This is a genomic window from Paraburkholderia bonniea (assembly GCF_009455625.1).
Classification (GTDB): domain Bacteria; phylum Pseudomonadota; class Gammaproteobacteria; order Burkholderiales; family Burkholderiaceae; genus Paraburkholderia; species Paraburkholderia bonniea.
The window spans coordinates 343,180-363,278 of the sequence record NZ_QPEQ01000002.1 but is presented as its reverse complement, the minus strand read 5'-3'; the positions used below and the strand labels follow the sequence as shown (position 1 = coordinate 363,278).

Here is a 20,099-nt window from a genome sequence, read left to right as displayed (position 1 = left end):
GAAAATTTCTGAAAAGATTGGACGGGGTAGATAGAACGGCAAATCGGACTCAATGCATTCACATGCTCGCGTCCCCACGTCCTATCGTCCTCGCATCAGCAGGTTTCAGAAAAGAGTTCGCGGCCAATCAGCATGCGGCGAATCTCGCTCGTGCCCGCGCCAATCTCGTAGAGCTTGGCATCACGCCATAAACGCCCCACGGGATAGTCATTGATGTAGCCATTGCCGCCCAGAATCTGGATCGCTTCGCCGGCCATCCACGTGGCTTTTTCGGCGGTGTAGAGAATCACGCCCGCGCAGTCTTTACGCATGTGCCGCACATGCTCCGCGCCCAAGGTGTCGAGTTGCCGCCCTACTGCGTACAGGTACGCGCGGCTTGCCTGCAACGTGGTGTACAGATCGGCCACCTTGCCCTGGATCAGTTGAAACTCACCAATCGCCTGGCCAAACTGCTGGCGTTCATGAATGTAGGGCACCACGGCATCCATCACGGCCACCATGATCCCCGCTGGACCACCGGCGAGCACCGCGCGCTCGTAGTCCAGACCACTCATCAGCACCTTGACGCCACCGTTGAGTTCACCAAGCAGATTCTCAACCGGCACTTCGACGTTCTCGAACACCAGCTCGCCGGTATGTGAGCCTCGCATACCGAGCTTGTCGAGCTTTTGCGCCACCGAAAAACCCTTCATGCCTTTTTCGACGATGAACGCGCTCATGCCTCGCGCACCTGCCGCCACATCGGTTTTGGCGTAGACCACCAGGGTGTCGCAATCAGGACCGTTAGTGATCCACATTTTGGTGCCGTTCAGCATGTAGTGATCGCCCTTGCGCTCCGCGCGCAGCTTCATGCCGACCACATCCGACCCGGCGTTCGGCTCGCTCATCGCCAGCGCGCCGATATGCTCGCCGGACACTAGCTTGGGGAGATAGCGCTGCTTTTGCGCAGCGCTGCCATTACGCTGGATCTGGTTCACGCACAGGTTGGAATGCGCGCCATACGACAAGCCAACTGATGCCGAAGCGCGAGAGATCTCTTCCATCGCCACCATGTGCGCGGTGTAACCCATGTTGGCTCCGCCGTACTCTTCACCCACCGTCATACCGAGCACACCAAGTTCGCCGAACTTGCGCCATAGGTCCATCGGAAACTGGTCGGTGCGGTCGATCTCGCTGGCCCGTGGGGCGATTTCTTTAGCGGCAAAGCTGGCGACGCTATCGCGCAGCATCTCGATCTCTTCACCGAGCGGGAATTGCAAGCCGGGCAGACGGGTCATGAAGATCTCCTGAATTCGCTGACAGCAACGGGCCGTGCATACAGCCGAGGCTGCCGGTTGGGATGCCTGGGGCGACGCGCCAAGGCCGGTGCGTGACACCTCACGAAGCGCGAATTTCACGCTAGATTGCCGTATACGTCAATAGGTATTTTGAGTCATACTCAGATCTGATGAAATGGGTATTAAGCGTTTTTATAGCTCATAAAATCATTACCATGCTCATTGACCGTATTAAATCAATATGAAATCTGAATAGGACTCAGGTCATGGAAGAAACCCGGCCCGCCCCCTCCCAGGCTCGCTGGCAACCCGTTGGCCGCAAATCGCAGCAGCGCGTCCAGGAGATTCTTCAAGCCGGACGCGAGGTATTCAGCGAGAAAGGTTACGAGCGCGCCACCACGGCAGAAATCGCACAGCGCGTCGGCATTGCAGAAGCCACGGTGTTCAGCTACTTTCGCGGCAAGCGCGAGTTATGCGCGCGCGTGATTCACGACTGGTACGACGAGATCATCGCGGCAATTGAGGCAGGCCTGCCATCTGATGGCAGCGTGCGGCAGCAGTTCGCTTTCATCGTGCAAACGCATTTGCGGCTGATGCTGGTGCATGGCGCAGGTTTGTGCGCACTGGTGCTATCCGAGGGACGTGCGCAACATCACGCACTGAGTGAAACCCTGACCGAGCTGCAGCGACGCTATACCGCGCCCTTGATGGCGGTGCTGGCGCGCGGTCAGGACAACGGCCAGATCCGGCGCGATATCCCATTACGGCTGCTGCGTTCAATGGTGTTCGGGCCGATGGAGCATGTGCTGTGGGATGCGACGTTGACGCAGCGGCGTACCGGGATGGATCTTGAAGCGACCGCGGCGCAGTTGACCGAAGTGCTCTGGCAAGCGCTGCAACCGCCCGATGCACGGGTTGCAGCGCTGCAGCAGTTGCATCATGACGTGGCGGATGCGTTGCGGCGGGCTGAGGCGGGCTCGACGGCTCCGGTTAAGAGTAGCTGATGCGCTTTTGATATTTAGCAGGTTTGAACGATATCCGGGTTAGACGTGATGGAGCGGCTAGCCAATGGCAGGAATGGGTTAGCACCGGGAATGTGGTGAGCAGATCGCATTGCGTGCTAGAGGTTTTCAAAGATCGTCAAAGGTCTTCAGGCAGCGGCACCACCGCATGGCGGGCCGCTTCCAGTGCGGCTTGTGGCAACGGTGGCAACGGTGGCCGCGTATTACTGCGAGCGGTTTGCCGCGTGCCCGCCGGAGCCTTCCCGCCCGGTTCTATAAAAATCCGCTGCGGCAGCACGAAGCCCCTTAGCGCCAGCAGTTCAAGCGGGCCCTGACCTGCCTCAGTACGCATCTGGTAACGGACCGGATACGTCAGCACTTCCGGTGCAGCCGCGCGCGGGCCATGCGCGGTCAGGCTCTGTGGATCAGGTTCATTCGCCTGCTCCGCCTGCTCCGCCTGCTGTTGCGTTGCGCTGGTTTCAACACCAGACGATGCCAATTTGGTATCCCAGGTATCAGGCCGAGCCTGCCAGGTCAGTTGCGTGAGCGCGCCGTCGAGCGGCTCCACCTCCGCCTGCTCCAGCATCCTTATCAACCCCCAGCGTCCGCTGAACTCGAAGTGTTTGTTCGTGCCCGCCTGCGCTGTCTGCCATTGCAGCCGGGTGCCGGTAGCCTGCGGGTCGTTTGACGGCCACGCCATCGTCTGCCAGGTCTCGCGCTGGTTGTAGTAATGCAGCTTCTGGCCATCAAGCGTCAGCACGGTATCGGTAATGCCCGGCGTCGGCACCGGCTTGAGTTCGAAACGGTAATGCGCCTCGCCACTGGCCAGCAGCGGGCCCGCGAGGCGTTGCAGCGTGTTCACTGCGCGCAGGAACGCCGGGTCGAACGCCAGCGCCTGGCTGTCGCGCGCGACTGGCATCCAGCGGTCGCCCTGTAGTTCCAGCACACCTGCGAGCTGCGTGCCGAGGAACGCTGGAATCAGCCCGCCATCACGCCGCAGAAAGCGCGTGAGTTCGGCCACTGACGCATCATTCGGGGTGCCAGCGAATGGATAGCGCCCGGCGAACGCGCGCTGCCACGTGATGCCGATGGTTTGTTGCCACGCATCGTTCAGGCTGGCCTGCGCTGGTTGCAGCACGGTGCGCGTAGCCTGGGAAACCGGCCGCACGAACAGCGTGTCGCCCAGGCCCGCCCACTGCGCGCCGAGGCTCGCGGCCACGAGTTGCGCGTAGGCCTGGGTGTCGGCCAGCGTCGAGCCCTTGCCCTGAAACAGCGCCTGCGCCATCTGCCGGGCCTGGGTATCGGCGTCGGGGCTGTCGCTGATTTGCTGCAGTTTCAGGCGCAGCGTGGTCACGCGTTCCATGAAGCGCTGCAGGCTCAGGTCGCTTTGCATCGTTGTCGCGGGATCCGCGGCCACCAGTTGCCGCACCGGGCCAAAGGAGGCCGCGAGCGGGCCTGCCGCCATCGGCTTGAACGTATCCGGGGCGGCCGTTTTTTTAGCGAAGACGGTTTGCGCCTTGCTCACCAGTGTGTCGGAGAGCGAATCCTGCAATATCCCCGCCCGGCCCTGCCAGTCGAGCGATTTCATCAACGCGAGCACCGGCGACTGGCGGGCGTCGGCCATTTGCGTGAGCTGCTCGATGGCACTGGGCAGGGTCGGCGCGGGCGCCCATTGCAGCGTGTTCATGAAGCGCTGCCAGTGGCTGGCGTAGTCGCTGAAATAGCGCTGTGTCAGCGCGGTTTTAAGAGCATCGGCAGTGGGTGCGGAGGGTGCGTGGGTCTGCGGCGTAGTGCCCGTTAGCACCCAGTCGTGGGCGATGTCGTTGCGTTGCGCGGCTTCGTCAATGGCTGAGGATAACGATCCTTCGTAAGCCTGACGCGTGAACGCACCCGGCACACTCGCCGTGCTGCGCAGCAATCCACGGGTATCGGTGCCTGCGCTCAGCGAGGCCAGCGTCTGGTCCGGGTACTTGTTGCCGAGGCTCTGCAGCAAGCGCTGGTAGATCGTGTCTTCGCTGTTCTTCACACCAGTGACCGCGAGCAACGTTTGCCGCGCTGCGTTGACGATCTCGGGGCGCGGAGTAATGCGCCACGGTTCATGCGCAGGCAGACGTTGTGCGTAAAAGCGCAACAGGCGCTCGGACAGGTCGAATTTTTCGCCGGAGCTCAGGCTGGCCGAAGTGCTCCAGTGCTGAACCAGTTGCGGGGTGAGGAAGGCGGCGTCAGCACGTTGTGGTTCGGCCAGCATCAGGTAGGTTTTAAGCGTGGCGTGGCCGTTGAGGGCGAGGCGGTTCGCCGGCTCATCGACTTGCGTGTCGACTTGCGTGGCCGGCATCTGGCCGAGATCGGCCAGCGTGGCTTCAAGGTTCTGCTGCACTGGCTGCACGAGCAGACGCTGGCTGGCCTGCTGGTAACGCGGCCATAGCGCGGCGAGAATCTCGCGGTCGCGGTTCAGGCCGAAGCGACGCAACGGGGGCGTGTGCTGCTGCGTGCGGGCTTCGAGATCGCTGATCTGCTGTTGCAAGGTGAGCAACGCGCGAAGTTGTGCGGCGGTATCGGGGGCAGTGGCTAGCGTTTGCGCGGCCTGACTAGCCTGATGCAGCTCGCGCGCGTTCGACAGGCCGGAGACCAGCATGCCGGTGGTCCACAGGCTGATGACGCTGCATGCGGTGATGGCGCACACCGTCACCGGATGCCAGCCGGTGCGCTGGCCACGTGTACGGCGCGCGATATCGGCCAGGTGGGACCAGAGTGGGAGGTCGAGGCTGGTGGTTTCTGCCCCTGCTGTGGGGTACGGCGCGAAGAATGCACCGCCCGGGCGGGTGGTGCGGCGCTGATGCAGCGTGAGCGAGGTGAGCCATTGCGCCAGCGGGTGACTGCGGCTGTCGAGCTGCTTCGACAGCGTGGCTTGATAAAGGTCGCTGCGGTTAAGGCCGATCTGTTTGACGCTGCGGCTGCCGAGGCGGGTGCGCAGGTCGAGTAGTTGCGCTTCAATCGTGGCGGCATTGGCGTGGCGCGGGAAGGTGCAGCCAATCACCGGGGTGTGGCCATGGGCCGGTGCGTCGGTGTGCGCGACGTCGAGCAGGTAGACCGGGGCGGACCAGCGTAGCGTTTGCGCGATGCGGGCGAGGGTTAGGTGGTGTGGGTTTGGGTTGTATCTGTTGTGTGAGGTGGTGGGTAGTTCGGCTTCTCCGTTAATAGTTAGGATGACTGCGTCTATTGGGCGACGGCGGCGTAGCTTGTAGAGCTGCCTGAGCCAGGCTTCGTCGGGCTGACCGTTGGCGTGGCTGGGATGCCAGAGCAACACGGCGTCAGCGGTGATGAGCCAGTTTTGTGCGGCGAGATCGGGGAGCAGGCGGGTGATGGCTGTAACGTCGCCAGTGAGCAAAAGCCAGGGGCGACGGTAGCGCCAGAAGAAGCCGTGCTGGGTGTGCAAGGCGAGGCGGAGCGGCTCGAAGATTGGTGAAGTGGATTTCTCCTGATCCACTTTGGCCAGCAGGTTGGCCTGCGTCGTACCCGCCATTGCTGGCCGGCGCAACTGCAACCATTTACCTAACCGATGCACCGCATCTGACCAGCGGACCATGCGGTCAAACGAAACAATAAGCGCTAATACCAAGGCGCAAACGGCCACTAGCGATAGCCAGAAACTGCGTGCTTCAGGTGTCTTTATCCCGAGGTACTCACCCCAGATCAGAATGGCGCCCATCATGAGCAGTGCAAGTACCAGAATGGAAACAAGGTCTAGCTGAAGCTTCTTCATAGTTTGGAAAATTCCTTTCTTTGAGTACCTGGATATGCATAGAGGTACTCATACTGTTGCGTCGAAAGCGAAAAATCGTATTCCAGTTTTTCAAGCGGACACGCACGATGCGTGCTGAACTGGCGTCAGTGGCTGGCTCGAATAAGGCTGGCGAATGCACTGGACATCGTTCGACAGCTATCGAGTATTTAATGCTTGCGGGGTGATGGCTTCATGATCCGTGTGTTTCCAGACCGCACGGTAGAAGTGTTATTGCTTGCCGGAAAAAACGAATCCGCTATAACGCTTCGCCAGTCGCGCGATAAGGTTGCAGCACTTGAGCGGCAGCCTTATATCCGAAACCAGCGGGTGCAATATTCGCTGCTTGGCGCACTGAAAATGCAACAAGCAGAGAGGGAAATAAGCATGCTCAAAACGAATAGGGCTTTCATGAAATTTTTCATTTTTTTGTCTCCTGAAAAGTGACGGTTGATTAATCCTGTCTGGTGCATGGATGCGGCATGTGCGATGGAGGAGCCATCGGTATCGAAGCAGTTGGTGAATCGGACAACATCATCACGATCGCTTTTCGTACCCATTGGCGGCCATCACAACGCCCCCGGTCTCACGCGCAGGCTGTTAAGCAGCGTGTCCCATACCTCGAGGGCACCGGCTTCATCGACGGGGGAAGACACTTCATCGGGCTTTACACCACTGCTCTTGTCGGCATCCGTTAATGCATCTCCCAGCATCAACTGGATTTCAGTGTGTGGCTGTAGTGTTGAGTGATAGACACCCGGCATCAGCAGATAGAAGCGAAACAGTTGGATCGCTCCTTCCTTGATGGAAAACAAAACTTCTTCCACCTCCATGCCTGCAACCTGGCGCTTGCCTTCGCGCAAAATCTGCACGCTGCCATAACCTTGCTCACGCAAGGTTCGGCGCAATTCCGGCAAGCTCTTGAGCAGTGAGGCTTGCTGATCGATATCTAGTGCACTGCGTGTTTTGATCACGAAGGCAGAGGGTCGCCCCGGTTGCAGCACGATGGTTTGTTCGGCGAGTTCGCTGTTGCGCGAAGGGCCACCGATCAGGGCTCCGTCGATGCAGAAACCGCGTTCGGTCGGGATGCTCCAGTTGTCGCGGTGGGTGATGTACGGGTAGACATCCGTACTGAGCTGGATAGACCGCTGAATGTCGCTATGCCTGAGAAGATGCGTCATGACCAGCATGGTGCTGCCAGCCAGGACATAAACTTCCTGGGTGAGGAGGGCATCGGGCCTTCCACTATCCTCTTTAAAAATCAACAGGCGGGAAGTTTTTGTTGGTGACACGGCCTGTTCAAGCCAGGGTGTGTCCGTCTCGAAGATCATGGACTTTAGTCCCCTGGCCAGCATTGCCTTGTATGAGATAGAACCCGTCCTTTTTTTAGTGCGCAGCTCGTTCTCACGGGTGCTGACCATATGCTGAAAAGTTCCGACACTGACACCGTGGGTAATCTCGATCTTGTCACCCCAGTATTCGTACTTTTCATAGCTCAATTCGCCATGCACAGTCCGGTCGATCACAAGACGGCCAATGCACCATGGACGCGGGTCAGCAAGCAGCGGGTTATTTGTCATCACAGGCTCCAGAGGGCCTGCCCACACGCAGGCGGACAGGCTGCACATTAGAAAAAAAAGCGATGCACGCAGCACGCGCGAGGGGTTTGGATAGCGGCTCATGTTGTTTTCTTCCCGATGCTGTGCGCAATCTGGGCCATGCTGTACAGCGTCGCCCAGCGGGTCCATGGATGATCGAAGCAGTTGAGTCTGGTGTGTGGTCACTCATCGAACAGCTCGTAAGTTATCCATAATCAATGGGATTAGAGACGGCGTATGCGAAAACCCAGAATCGTTTCTCATGCCGCTTTCTTCCCGCTGCGGTAAATCATGGCGCGCCATCACAACGCCCCCGGTCTCACGCGCAGGCTGTTAAGCAGCGTGTCCCATACCTCAAGGGCACCGGCTTCATCGACGGAGGAAGATTTCTCTTCCGGCTTTACACCCCGACTCTTGTCGGCATCATTCAGCGTATTGCCCAGCCTTAATTCGATTTCGGTGTGTGGCTGTAGTGTTGAGTGATAGACACCCGGCATCAGCAGATAGAAGCGAAACAGTTGGATCGCTCCTTCCTTGATGGAAAACAAAACTTCTTCCACCTCCATGCCTGCAACCTGGCGCTTGCCTTCGCGCAAAATCTGCACGCTGCCATAACCTTGCTCACGCAAGGTTCGGCGCAATTCCGGCAAGCTCTTGAGCAGTGAGGCTTGCTGATCGATATCTAGTGCACTGCGTGTTTTGATCACGAAGGCAGAGGGTCGCCCCGGTTGCAGCACGATGGTTTGTTCGGCGAGTTCGCTGTTGCGCGAAGGGCCACCGATCAAGGCTCCGTCGATGCAGAAACCGCGTTCGGTCGGGATGCTCCAGTTGTCGCGGTGGGTGATGTACGGGTAGACATCCGTACTGAGCTGGATAGACCGCTGAATGTCGCTATGCCTGAGAAGATGCGTCATGACCAGCATGGTGCTGCCAGCCAGGACATAAACTTCCTGGGTGAGGAGGGCATCGGGCCTTCCACCATCCTCTTTAAAAATCAACAGGCGGGAAGTTTTTGTTGGTGACACGGCCTGTTCAAGCCAGGGTGTGTCCGTCTCGAAGATCATGGACTTTAGTCCCCTGGCCAGCATTGCCTTGTATGAGATAGAACCCGTCCTATTTTTAGTGCGCAGCTCGTTCTCACGGGTGCTGACCATATGCTGAAAAGTTCCGACACTGACACCGTGGGTAATCTCGATCTTGTCACCCCAGTATTCGTACTTCTCGGAATGCAGTTTGCTATGCGTGGGACGGTCGATCACAAGACGGCCAATGCACCATGGACGCGGGGCAGCAAGCAGCGGGTTATTTGTCATTACAGGCTCCAGAGGGCCTGCCCACACGCAGGCGGACAGGCTGCACATTAGAAAAAAAAGCGATGCACGCAGCACGCGCGAGGGGTTGGGATAGCGGCTCATGTTGTTTTCTTCCCGATGCTGTGCGCAATCTGGGCCATGCTGTACAGCGTCGCCCAGCGGGTCCATGGATGATCGAAGCAGAACTGGTGTTTGTAGCCTCCCTGCACGAACACCATCTGCACGCCGTTACCACGGCTTTGCGCTTCGGCTGACCAGGTGGGCACGGTGTTATCACCACCAATAATGTCTTCGCCGTCAGGCTCTTTGCCTATCTGCTTAACGCGAAGCTTGACTGTCTGGCCCCTTACCCTGAGCGTCAATGTTCCATGATGATCGTCATGAATTAATTGAGCGGCTTTCAACTCCGCTTCATCCGCTTTTTTATCTCCAAGCGAAGCTGGAAGGTCGCCTTGCCACACCACCCGTCCCCAGGTTAGCAAGTCCCTTTCCGGCAGGCTGACTTCTTGCCGGGGCTGGACCTGTGCATCACCGGAGGATTCAGATGCTTCGAGTGCACCGTCTCCATACAGTGCATAGGTGTTGGGGTGGTAGTTATTGAGCAGCATCCTGTGTCGCTTCACAACGAGCTCCATCCTCTGCTTAAAGTATTCATGCACGCTGAGAGGACTTTGCTGTTCTTCCAGCCTTTTCTTCACAATCCCCGCCGGATCCAGTAAAGAACTATCCGGCAGCAGGCCGTACCACGCATCCTTCGTATAAATCTCGTCTAGCGCACTTTCCTGCGGCAAACACAATCGCTCATTACCATCGTTATCCTTAACGATCCACCACGACTTGCCATCGTAGTAATCCGGCATCGGGGCCAGCTCCATTGGGCCTTCCGCGTTGCTGGCAATCGCCACAAACTCCGCGTCGTTCCGCCCAACCAGGCTCCCGGCAATGAAGTCTTCGCCACCCGTGCGAAACCTCCTGGCAAACAGCGGTGCGCCAGTTGCAGGCTGCGCACCGTGGATCACGCCGTGAATGTCACAAGCGCCGCCGCAAAACTGCGACGCCATCCGTGCGACCAAACCACCCATCGAGTGCGTAATGAGAATGGCCTTGCTGGTGTCATTCTCCCGGCAGATTTCCCGAATGCCCATGATGCGTGTGATCTGTTCGGTGTCAACATCTCTGAAATCCACCCCATCCAGCACCTGCTGTCCCGACACTTCATTCGATTGCAGAAAGTTGTAGCCGATGGCGTAGACCGGATAGCGATAACGCATCAGGGCTTTGAACACTTCCGAATCTTCGGTGATGGGTTCACCCGGGCCCTGACCGCCATAGCCAGATGGAGCGGTGCCCAGCACGGCCTTGAGGGCGGCCTCTTTCCCTTTGTTATCGCCATGCGCCCATTCGCCGTGCGGCTCGCCATTAAGCATGGGGTGGTTGAGCGTGTATTCCAGCCATGCCAGTGCCGGCTGGTAGCTCCAGCGGTGGACCGTGCTCCAGCCACGCCTCCGCGCTTCTTCTTCGCTTAAGCCGCTGTCTCCAGCATCAACCGGACCCCGGGGATCAACCACGGCAGGTATCGGATCAAAGCGTGTCGCGCGTTTAACCGCGCTGGCAAACCAGTCCGCGATGACAGAAAGCACTCCGGGGATGATTGACGTTATCCGGTCAATATTCGGCGGATGCCACACGGCTTCGCCGGTGTCCCTGTTCGCCAGCAGTGAACCCATCACGCCCGGCAAAAAAATAACCGGAATGGCGTAACGGTTATCCACCAGAATTTCCTTGCAACGCTGGTCACTGTCGTGTGTCAGCGTGGCGTGTGCGATCGGGGTGCCATCGGTATCGAGCCGGCTGGAAAGCCGGACAACTTCATCATGACCACGTTCCGTACCCATTGGCGCGGCATCTTCTTTGCCTGAGGTGACTAAATTTGAGTCTGGTGTGTGGTCACTCATCGAACAGCTCGTAAGTTATCCATAATCAATGGGATTAGAGACGGCGTATGCGAAAACCCAGAATCGTTTCTCATGCCGCTTTCTTCCCGCTGCGGTAAATCATGGCGCGCCATCACAACGCCCCCGGTCTCACGCGCAGGCTGTTAAGCAACGTGTCCCATACCTCGAGGGCACCGGCTTCATCGACGGGGGAAGACACTTCATCGGGCTTTACACCACTGCTCTTGTCGGCATCCGTTAATGCATCTCCCAGCATCAACTGGATTTCAGTGTGTGGCTGTAGTGTTGAGTGATAGACACCCGGCATCAGCAGATAGAAGCGAAACAGTTGGATCGCTCCTTCCTTGATGGAAAACAAAACTTCTTCCACCTCCATGCCTGCAACCTGGCGCTTGCCTTCGCGCAAAATCTGCACGCTGCCATAGCCTTGCTCACGCAAGGTTCGGCGCAATTCCGGCAAGCTCTTGAGCAGTGAGGCTTGCTGATCGATATCTAGTGCACTGCGTGTTTTGATCACGAAGGCAGAGGGTCGCCCCGGTTGCAGCACGATGGTTTGTTCGGCGAGTTCGCTGTTGCGCGAAGGGCCACCGATCAGGGCTCCGTCGATGCAGAAACCGCGTTCGGTCGGGATGCTCCAGTTGTCGCGGTGGGTGATGTACGGGTAGACATCCGTACTGAGCTGGATAGACCGCTGAATGTCGCTATGCCTGAGAAGATGCGTCATGACCAGCATGGTGCTGCCAGCCAGGACATAAACTTCCTGGGTGAGGAGAGCATCGGGCCTTCCACTATCCTCTTTAAAAATCAACAGGCGGGAATTGTGCGTTGGGGAAGTTGATTGTTCTAACCAGGGGACATCGGTTTCTACAATGCCATTGGGCAGACCTCGTTTTACCGACTCCTTGTATGAAATAAGGATGGTGCGTTTTTTAGTGCGCAGCTCGTTCTCACGCATGCTGACCTTGTGCTGGAAAGCTCCGGCACTAACACCGTGGGTAATCTCGATCTTGTCACCCCAGTATTCGTACTTTTCATAGCTCAATTCGCCATGCACAGTCCGGTCGATCACAAGACGGCCAATGCACCATGGACGCGGGTCAGCAAGCAGCGGGTTATTTGTCATCACAGGCTCCAGAGGGCCTGCCCACACGCAGGCGGACAGGCTGCACATTAGAAAAAAAAGCGATGCACGCAGCACGCGCGAGGGGTTTGGATAGCGGCTCATGTTGTTTTCTTCCCGATGCTGTGCGCGATCTGGGCCATGCTGTACAGCGTCGCCCAGCGGGTCCATGGATGATCGAAGCAGAACTGGTGTTTGTAGCCTCCCTGCACGAACACCATCTGTACGCCGTTACCGCGGCTTTGCGCTTCGGCTGACCAGGTGGGCACGGTGTTATCACCACCAATAATGTCTTCACCGTCGGGCTCTTTGCCTATTTTCTTGACACGTAGTTTGACCGTCTGGCCCCGTACCCTGAGCGTCAATGTTCCATGGTGATCGTCATGAATTAATTGAGCGGCTTTCAGCTCCGCTTCGTCCGCTTTTTTATCCCCGAGTGAGGCGGGAAGATCGCCTTGCCACACCACCCGTCCCCAGGTTAGCAAGTCTCTTTCCGGCAGGCTGACTTCTTGCCGGGGCTGGATTTGTGCATCACCGGAGGATTCAGATGCTTCGAGTGCACCGTCTCCATACAGTGCATAGGTGTTGGGGTGGTAGTTATTGAGCAGCATCCTGTGTCGCTTCACAACGAGGTCCATCCTCTGCTTAAAGTATTCATGCACGCTGAGAGGACTTTGCTGTTCTTCCAGCCTTTTCTTCACAATCCCCGCCGGATCCAGTAAAGAACTATCCGGCAGCAGGCCGTACCACGCATCCTTCGTATAAATCTCGTCTAGCGCACTTTCCTGCGGCAAACACAATCGCTCATTACCATCGTTATCCTTAACGATCCACCACGACTTGCCATCGTAGTAATCCGGCATCGGGGCCAGCTCCATTGGGCCTTCCGCGTTGCTGGCAATCGCCACAAACTCCGCGTCGTTCCGCCCAACCAGGCTCCCGGCAATGAAGTCTTCGCCACCCGTGCGAAACCTCCTGGCAAACAGCGGTGCGCCAGTTGCAGGCTGCGCACCGTGGATCACGCCGTGAATGTCACAAGCGCCGCCGCAAAACTGCGATGCCATCCGTGCGACCAAACCACCCATCGAGTGCGTAATGAGAATGGCCTTGCTGGTGTCATTCTCCCGGCAGATTTCCCGAATGCCCATGATGCGCATCGTCTTCCTGGTCTTGGGATGCCTAAAATCCACCCCATCCAGCACCTGCTGTCCCGACACTTCATTCGATTGCAGAAAGTTGTAGCCGATGGCGTAGACCGGATAGCGATAACGCGCCAGGGCTTTGAACACTTCCGAATCTTCGGTGATGGGTTCACCTGGACCCTGACCGCCATAGCCAGATGGAGCGGTGCCCAGCACGGCCTTGAGGGCGGCCTCTTTCCCTTTGTTATCGCCATGCGCCCATTCGCCATGCGGCTCGCCATTAAGCATGGGGTGGTTGAGCGTGTATTCCAGCCATGCCAGTGCCGGCTGGTAGCTCCAGCGGTGGACCGTGCTCCAGCCACGCCTCCGCGCTTCTTCTTCGCTTAAGCCGCTGTCTCCAGCATCAACCGGACCCCGGGGATCAACCACGGCAGGTATCGGATCAAAGCGTGTCGCGCGTTTAACCGCGCTGGCAAACCAGTCCGCGATGACAGAAAGCACTCCGGGGATGATTGACGTTATCCGGTCAATATTCGGCGGATGCCACACGGCTTCGCCGGTGTCCCTGTTCGCCAGCAGTGAACCCATCACGCCCGGCAAAAAAATAACCGGAATGGCGTGACGGTTATCCACCAGAATTTCCTTGCAACGCTGGTCACTGTCGTGTGTCAGCGTGGCGTGTGCGACCGGGGTGCCATCGGTATCGAACCGGCTGGAAAGCTGCACCTTGTCACTCCCGTTTTCTGTTTCGACGGCGGTGGCATGGGGCTCATCCTGCGTATGCGGTGTGTTGTCAGGTGTATAGCTGCTCATCAGTCTGCTCACAGATTAGAAGGCTTGATCGGGCCTGGGGACGTAGCGCTAGAACAAGCCGGGCGCAAACCGTCAGGCAGGCCGTCGGCGATGAGTGCCTCCGGCGCATGTTTTACGACTGCGCAATCGACGTGACTATGCTGGCCAGCCAGAATGATTTGGGCGGCGCTATCGGCATGCCGCGACGCGGCGGCACAAGCCACGGCCAGCCAGGGTGCAGCGATACCGGCATACCCCACCGTCTGGTCAAGAGCGGTGAGGTCTAAACCCTGCCCCAACTTTCCGGATGGCTCGTACAACGAAATGGTTTTGTTTGCTTTGAGGCTGGTTTGCCAGCCAGTGGCGATATGCCTAGCCGTTACGTCAGCCCATTGCAGCGCATGCGCCAGCGCTTCGCCCGGCTGGGCGAGTGAGCCACGTACCGGGCGATGCAGGGTGGTCCTATGAGGAATGCGGTGCTGACGGACCAGGATGTCTGGCACCAGCAGCAACGCCACGCCGGCTTCCGAGTGACCCGAAGGCGGTGTGCCTGCCAGCAGGGGATGCAGCTGGACGGCAATCATCAGCGTGGCATGGACGTTGACCTGCCCGGGGATCTGGTCCATCCATCGGTCGAGTGTGATGAGGTCTGCGGGTGGTTCTGCCATCGGGGCGAGCGTCATTTTCCGCAGCGACCGTGCATGCCAGCATGCCTGCCATAACGCTTCATTCTCCTGATGGGTCAAGCCGTTTGCGATGCACAGCTGGACGCTCAGATCCAGCCTGGCAGGCAGTGTCCGGATGGGCAGCAGAAGTTCATCAAGCAATTCATCGAACAGCCAGGTCGTGACGTGACGGCGACGGTGGCGCTCATCCTCATTGCTGCCAGATGTGGTGCGCATGCCTGGAACAATCAACCAGCGGGCTTTCACCGGTTCGCCGTTGGAGGCGATCGGGTCTTGTGTCTTTAGTACGACCTTGCCGGTTCTGATGCTCCCGGGTGTATTGATTGTGCGATCGGCAGAAAACCGGTGAGCGCTGCCCAGCAGCGCCAGCGGAATACTTGCTGCCTCGAACACGCGCGCGTTGTATCTCTGCGCGGCTTCATCATCCAGGATGGCATTTAGTTTGCGGCCCTCGTAAGCGCTGTAACGGCGCAGCACTAGCCACCCGGGGATGCCTGCCGGGAACAGAACTAAGCTGGTCCAGAATTGCCATGTATGGGTAGGCATGCCTTTCGGCCAGAAAAAAAGTACGCCAAGCACGCCAGCCAGGTACATCACGACAAATGTCACGCTCCAGACGATGCGTGAGGGCGCTGTGTCCTGGCGCGGCTCGACGGTCGGCAGCAATGAAAAATCAACGGCCATGATTCGCTTGCTTCAGGGCATTGCAGGTGTCGCTGCGATATGGCGTGCGATGCCTGGTTTGATCTGGCGGGTGAAGGGGCAGGCTGCTGTGTCTCATAGCGCATCCCTCTGATTTTTTAGTATGCGAATAACGATGTTTTCGATGTCGTGACTTTTCTGCACGCTGGTTCGGCCCATGTCATCGGTTATTCCTTTGATTCGCGTGCCGTCCTGACGCACGATTTCGTATGACTGGTGTTGCAGCGCTTCGCCGGTGATTTTGTTGCGGATGACATACGGATCGTTGAAGGCCGTTTTGGGCAGGCTATTCAGATGCTGGGCAAGCGAGGCCGGCCCCTGTTTTTCAAACGAAGCTGATTTGATCGCCCTGTCGCCACGCGTTCCATCTTCGATCCCTGTTGATGACATGCGTAGATAAGAGCCACCGCATTTGAGCAGCAGCTCTTCTTTGGCTTCGATAATGACGCGCCCCCTGGTGCTGGTGATCGTCATGTTTTGCTCTGCCATCAGGCGCATTTCATCGCTCTGCGCTTGAATCTCCACCTTGCCTTTCGCCGCAAACAGTTTCATCCCCAGCCGGTGCGCGAACAGCGACACGGCTTCGCCCGCCGCGACCGTAAAGCGTTTCACCACGCTGATATCCGCACTACTGCCAGCGGTGGCGATCAGGTTTTCTGCTGCGCTCAGTTGCAGGTGCTGGCCCGAGGTCAGCGCAATGCCCGCTGGGGCGCTGGCCAGTATTCCGGCTTGTTTGAGTGCGGTGAGCGTGTCATCAAACAACGCTTTTTGTTTGCCGTAATCGGCTGCAATCGCCTGCGCGGCTTGAGCGGCTTTGGCTAATGCTTCACTCTGCTGCAAGGCTTGCTGGAGCAGGCTGTGCGCTTCCTGCATATCCAGTTGCGGCCCCTGCGCCCTCACCTGCTCATCGGCTGAAATAAACAACCCTTTCCCCGCCCGAATCGCGCCATGCGCATCGGTACGCAGTTCAAACCCCTCACCGCGTTTCTCGCACCGTCCTTCTACCCGCTTGCCACTGACGATATGTCCGAGCGTGAGTTGACTCTTGCCCGAATGCTCCGTCGACAGCTTGACGTGCTCCTCGTCCTTCCAGTCTTCGAGCTGGATTTTGTTATCGCTGCGCGTGCGGATCACGTTGCGTGAGAACCAGCGCTCCTGGCTGGTCACCAAATCACCCTGAATACTGTTGTGATGAAACTGCGCGATGTACGGCTTGTTTGGATCACCGTCACGAAATGCCAGCACGGCTTCCGTGCCATCAATTACCGGGAAATGCATACCCGTCTGCAACGCACCTGCAAACGGTTTGGCCAGCCGCAGCGGCACGCTTTCGCCACCTGGGTTCCATGCATCGAAGTCGCAATCGAAGCGCACCACATAGCGCCCCTGCTGTGTCAGGTGCGCGTATTTGTATTCGTTGGGTGAGGTCACACGGCCGCTGAGCGTGCCGCTGATTTTTGGCCAGACGTCGTCCCTGATCTGCAGACGGAAACGCCGGTTAGAAGGAATCGCACGCCAGGTGTTGCGATAAGCGCGGTCGCGCGCGCCGCTATGCGTGACTTCGATGATGAGTTGTCCAGGCGGCGCAGGCCGCACCGGTTCTGGCTTGTTGCCATACACGTCAAACGGAGCTTCTGGCGTCTCGTCACGCAGCCACATCACCCGTCCAGGCCGCAGATCCAGCACGTTGCCTGCGCCCTCATAAAGCACCTGCCACGCTACCGCCGCTTCATGCCGCAGTTGCGCCTGCCACTTCGCACCAGGCTCGTCCAGGTGATGCGTGCCGTAGATATAGGGCTGGCCGTAAGTGGTGCTGTCGTCACGAGTCACGCTGGCTTCAGCGCTGAAACGTTCCCACGCGTTGTCAGGGTTGTAGTCCGCGACGCGAAACGATGACGGAACGGTTTGCGTGTGCGTCTGCAACGCATGCACCGCTTCGATGCCAGCTTCGAGCCCGGCTGTTTCGCGGTATGGCACTTCCAGCCGGGGCTGATACACGTAGTGGTCGATGTCATCGCCAAACACCACGACATCGCCAAACTCGCCAGGCAGGATGTAGCAATAGATGCCCTCCTGCTCCATCAGCAAATGGATATACGCCCAGTCAGCGGTTTGATACTGAAAGCGGAACAGATGCTGCGGATACTTGCGCCGCAGCCGGAACTGAAACTGATGTCCTTTAAAACCATGCCTGCGCAGGATCGCTTCGATGATCTGTGGCGCGCTTTGATGCTGATAGATGCGGCTAGTGCGGGTCAGCCGAAGCCGCGCGATATGTGCTTCGACGACGATGCGGTAGGTGTGAATATCAGCGCTGCTGCTGAGCGCGGAGAAGCGGGTAATGCAGCCGGAGAACACGCGCGGTGAGCTGCCATCCTGCGGCGTGATGGAGAAAATGGCATCACGTCCAAGGTAATCGCTAACCGTCAGTGCATCGGGATGCGTGACGTTAATGTCAATGCGATAAGGGTCACCGATACGCTCTATGGCGTCGAATGACACGATGGAAAGGCCAGTGCCATTTCGAGTATTGGCCGGCCCCTTCACCTCCAGAAAATACCGTTGCTGCCCCGTGCGCACACTGGCCAGTGGCACATCGCGGCTTTGCTGCCATCGTTCCATCGGGCATCTCCTCCCTGTCATACATGCAATATGCATGCATGACCGTCTCTGTCATAACATTCGGACAGCGAAGATAACCGATGAACATCAAAAAACGAAAGATTTTTTATTTAATCGTTAGCAAAACATAATTAAAACGAAAAATCCGATTTTTCTCATAGATTCTTATCTATACATGATGGTATTCAGCATAGCTAGGCAGATAAAAATTAACCGCTAAGAAAGCAATCGGCAGAAGACCATTCAACCCAGAAACTACAGGCACGGCCTAAACCCCGTCTGCAAACACCATCAACCCCCGTTAAAACCCCCAGCAAACCTGATCGCCAGGAGGACGCCCCAGGCATCTCCATCGAAACATCGTTTCGCCCCGAGCGTCCCACGCCCTATCGCAACCGCACCAGTGTCGATTTCAACTCCGTGTATTTCTCCAGCGCATGCAAGGACTTGTCGCGTCCATTGCCAGACTGGCGGTAGCCGCCAAACGGGAAGTTCATGTCGCCGCCTTCGTCGTAGCAGTTCACCCAAACCGTCCCCGCTCTCAAACGACGCGCCATCTCGTGCGCCTGGGTCAGGTCAGCGGTCCAGACCGCTGCGGCCAGACCATAGTCGCTATCGTTGGCCAGATGAATTGCCTCTTCAGCCGTATCGAACGTGAGCACCGACAGTACCGGTCCGAAAATTTCTTCGCGGGCAATCTTCGCGTTTGCGTGCGGCACATCAAAAACCGTCGGTTCGATATAAAAGCCACCACTGTCCTGCTGCACCGCCTCACCGCCTAACAGCAACTGGGCTTCGCTGCGCCCGGTTTCGATATATCCAAGCACGCGCTCGAACTGCACCTGGTCGATGATCGCGCCCATCGAGGTGGCCGGGTCAAGCGGATTGCCTGGCTTGTACCGCCGGGCCGCTGCGACCAGCTTGTCGAGCAACGCGGCCTTGATGTCGCGTTGAACCAGCAAGCGTGAGCCTGCGGTGCACATCTCGCCCATGTTGTAGAAAATCGCTCCGGCTGCAGCCTGTGCGGCGCGCCCGATATCAGCGCAATCTGCCAGCACGATGTTTGGCGACTTGCCGCCCAGTTCAAGCCAGATCCGTTTCAGATTGGATTGCCCTGCGTACTGCATGATCTGTTTTCCTACTGCTGTCGAGCCAGTAAATGCCAGGCAATCCACATCACTATGCAAGGCCAGCAGCTTGCCCACTTCGCCGCCCCCGGGCAACACACTGAACACCCCTGCCGGTATCCCCGCTTCATGAGCAAGCTGAGCTACGCGCAATACGCTCAGCGGTGATTTTTCCGAAGGCTTCAGCACCACACTATTGCCTGCCGCCAGCGCTGGCGCAAATTTCCATGCCGCCATCAGCAGCGGGAAATTCCATGGCACCACCGCCGCAACCACGCCAATCGGTTCACGCGTCACCAGCCCGAGCAAATGGTGGTCGCTGGGCACGACTTCGCCGCCGATCTTGTCGATGGCTTCGGCATACCACTCGATGCTATAAGCCGCGCCGGGCACATCAACCGTGGTCGTATCGCAGATCGGCTTGCCTGCATCAAGCGTTTCAAGCAGCGCCAGTTCCTCCTCATGCTGACGAATCAGTGCAGCCCAGCGCAACAGCACTGCTTTGCGCTCACGTGGATTCTGTCCAGCCCATACACCTGCGGCGAAACTGCGGCGTGCCGCCGCCACGGCCGTATTCACGTCGGCTGCGGCGCAATCGGCCACGGTGGTCAGCACCCGGCCATCAATTGGACTAATGCACTCAAAAGTGCGGCCGCTTTGCGCTGCGCGGAATTCGCCGTCGATCAGCGCGCGTCCTTCAAACGTCAGCGCGTCAGCCTTGCCTTGCCAGTACGCGAATGTCTTTTGTTCCATCTGAATGCCTCGTTGCAAACGGTAAAGAGTGGTGGGTAATCGAACGAAGTGCGAAGTGAGGTGAAGTGCGCAAGCAGAAACCAGGCGGCAAATTTTCCGCCTGAATCTGCCAGCCTGATGCGCGCCCGGAGCATCAAAGCGGTGTTACGGGCAGCCGTCAAGGATGAAAGATCCTAATTATTTCAAACGCCGTTACTTTAGGTGTAACGCCTGAATTTATCCAGAGTGGC

General features: G+C 58.1%; 12 protein-coding genes. 2 read left to right on the top strand and 10 right to left on the bottom strand.

The annotated features are described in order from the left end of the window. Window positions 1-95: 95 nt before the first annotated feature. Window positions 96-1,277 (bottom strand): isovaleryl-CoA dehydrogenase, encoded by a 1,182-nt coding sequence (locus tag GH656_RS15480; RefSeq protein ID WP_153076948.1) that lies wholly within the window; start codon window positions 1,275-1,277, stop codon window positions 96-98. Window positions 1,278-1,543: 266 nt separating this feature from the next. Between GH656_RS15480 and GH656_RS15475 the strand changes: the two genes are divergently transcribed. Continuing rightward, window positions 1,544-2,281 (top strand): TetR/AcrR family transcriptional regulator, encoded by a 738-nt coding sequence (locus tag GH656_RS15475; protein WP_153076947.1) that lies wholly within the window; start codon window positions 1,544-1,546, stop codon window positions 2,279-2,281. 136 nt (window positions 2,282-2,417) lie between these two features. On the opposite strand, the gene GH656_RS15470 is transcribed toward GH656_RS15475, so the two are convergent. Next, window positions 2,418-6,041 carry an ImcF-related family protein gene (locus GH656_RS15470; RefSeq protein WP_153076946.1) on the bottom strand — a complete coding sequence of 1,208 codons (3,624 nt, stop codon included), beginning with the start codon at window positions 6,039-6,041 and terminating at the stop codon, window positions 2,418-2,420. Window positions 6,042-6,254: 213 nt separating this feature from the next. Here GH656_RS15470 and GH656_RS15465 point away from each other — a divergent pair, with 213 nt between their 5' ends. After that, entirely contained in the window at window positions 6,255-6,506 is a 252-nt protein-coding gene (locus tag GH656_RS15465; protein WP_153076945.1) for a hypothetical protein, read from the top strand. Between the two features lie 122 nt (window positions 6,507-6,628). Here the strand turns inward: GH656_RS15465 and GH656_RS17825 are convergent, their stop codons facing one another. The 8 genes from GH656_RS17825 to GH656_RS15425 form a co-directional block, all read right to left on the bottom strand. Next, the gene (locus GH656_RS17825; protein ID WP_246184334.1) at window positions 6,629-7,807 is read right to left on the bottom strand and encodes a T6SS immunity protein Tli4 family protein; all 1,179 of its coding nucleotides are present in this window, start codon (window positions 7,805-7,807) and stop codon (window positions 6,629-6,631) included. A 152-nt stretch (window positions 7,808-7,959) separates the two neighbouring features. Beyond that, on the bottom strand, window positions 7,960-9,072 hold the full coding sequence (locus GH656_RS17820; RefSeq protein WP_246184333.1) for a T6SS immunity protein Tli4 family protein: 1,113 nt from the start codon (window positions 9,070-9,072) through the stop codon (window positions 7,960-7,962). Further along, on the bottom strand, window positions 9,069-10,925 hold the full coding sequence (locus GH656_RS15450) for an esterase/lipase family protein (RefSeq protein WP_246184332.1): 1,857 nt from the start codon (window positions 10,923-10,925) through the stop codon (window positions 9,069-9,071). The genes GH656_RS17820 and GH656_RS15450 overlap by 4 nt, the downstream gene beginning before the upstream one ends. A 112-nt stretch (window positions 10,926-11,037) precedes the next feature. Next, the gene (locus GH656_RS17925) at window positions 11,038-12,150 is read right to left on the bottom strand and encodes a T6SS immunity protein Tli4 family protein (protein WP_217352301.1); all 1,113 of its coding nucleotides are present in this window, start codon (window positions 12,148-12,150) and stop codon (window positions 11,038-11,040) included. Continuing rightward, complete coding sequence (locus tag GH656_RS15440) at window positions 12,147-14,000, bottom strand: esterase/lipase family protein (RefSeq protein ID WP_246184331.1); 1,854 nt, start codon at window positions 13,998-14,000, stop codon at window positions 12,147-12,149. Before GH656_RS15440 ends, GH656_RS17925 begins: the two co-directional genes overlap by 4 nt. Window positions 14,001-14,008: 8 nt before the next feature. Continuing rightward, window positions 14,009-15,349, bottom strand: coding sequence for a hypothetical protein (locus GH656_RS15435; protein WP_153076944.1), 1,341 nt, complete (start codon window positions 15,347-15,349; stop codon window positions 14,009-14,011). Window positions 15,350-15,442: 93 nt separating this feature from the next. After that, complete coding sequence (locus tag GH656_RS15430) at window positions 15,443-17,989, bottom strand: type VI secretion system Vgr family protein (protein WP_153076943.1); 2,547 nt, start codon at window positions 17,987-17,989, stop codon at window positions 15,443-15,445. A gap of 386 nt (window positions 17,990-18,375) precedes the next feature. Beyond that, window positions 18,376-19,869: an aldehyde dehydrogenase gene (locus tag GH656_RS15425; protein ID WP_153076942.1), complete on the bottom strand. Its 1,494-nt coding sequence runs from the start codon at window positions 19,867-19,869 to the stop codon at window positions 18,376-18,378. Window positions 19,870-20,099 lie beyond the last annotated feature (230 nt).

What these genes read in the sequence shown, in the direction of transcription:
- GH656_RS15480 (WP_153076948.1), bottom strand. Translation starts at nt 1,277, where the DNA reads ATGACCCGTCTGCCCGGCTTGCAATTCCCGCTCGGTGAAGAGATCGAG.
- GH656_RS15475 (WP_153076947.1), top strand. Translation starts at nt 1,544, where the DNA reads ATGGAAGAAACCCGGCCCGCCCCCTCCCAGGCTCGCTGGCAACCCGTT.
- GH656_RS15470 (WP_153076946.1), bottom strand. Translation starts at nt 6,041, where the DNA reads ATGAAGAAGCTTCAGCTAGACCTTGTTTCCATTCTGGTACTTGCACTG.
- GH656_RS15465 (WP_153076945.1), top strand. Translation starts at nt 6,255, where the DNA reads ATGATCCGTGTGTTTCCAGACCGCACGGTAGAAGTGTTATTGCTTGCC.
- GH656_RS17825 (WP_246184334.1), bottom strand. Translation starts at nt 7,807, where the DNA reads ATGGACCCGCTGGGCGACGCTGTACAGCATGGCCCAGATTGCGCACAG.
- GH656_RS17820 (WP_246184333.1), bottom strand. Translation starts at nt 9,072, where the DNA reads ATGAGCCGCTATCCCAACCCCTCGCGCGTGCTGCGTGCATCGCTTTTT.
- GH656_RS15450 (WP_246184332.1), bottom strand. Translation starts at nt 10,925, where the DNA reads ATGAGTGACCACACACCAGACTCAAATTTAGTCACCTCAGGCAAAGAA.
- GH656_RS17925 (WP_217352301.1), bottom strand. Translation starts at nt 12,150, where the DNA reads ATGAGCCGCTATCCAAACCCCTCGCGCGTGCTGCGTGCATCGCTTTTT.
- GH656_RS15440 (WP_246184331.1), bottom strand. Translation starts at nt 14,000, where the DNA reads ATGAGCAGCTATACACCTGACAACACACCGCATACGCAGGATGAGCCC.
- GH656_RS15435 (WP_153076944.1), bottom strand. Translation starts at nt 15,349, where the DNA reads ATGGCCGTTGATTTTTCATTGCTGCCGACCGTCGAGCCGCGCCAGGAC.
- GH656_RS15430 (WP_153076943.1), bottom strand. Translation starts at nt 17,989, where the DNA reads ATGGAACGATGGCAGCAAAGCCGCGATGTGCCACTGGCCAGTGTGCGC.
- GH656_RS15425 (WP_153076942.1), bottom strand. Translation starts at nt 19,869, where the DNA reads ATGGAACAAAAGACATTCGCGTACTGGCAAGGCAAGGCTGACGCGCTG.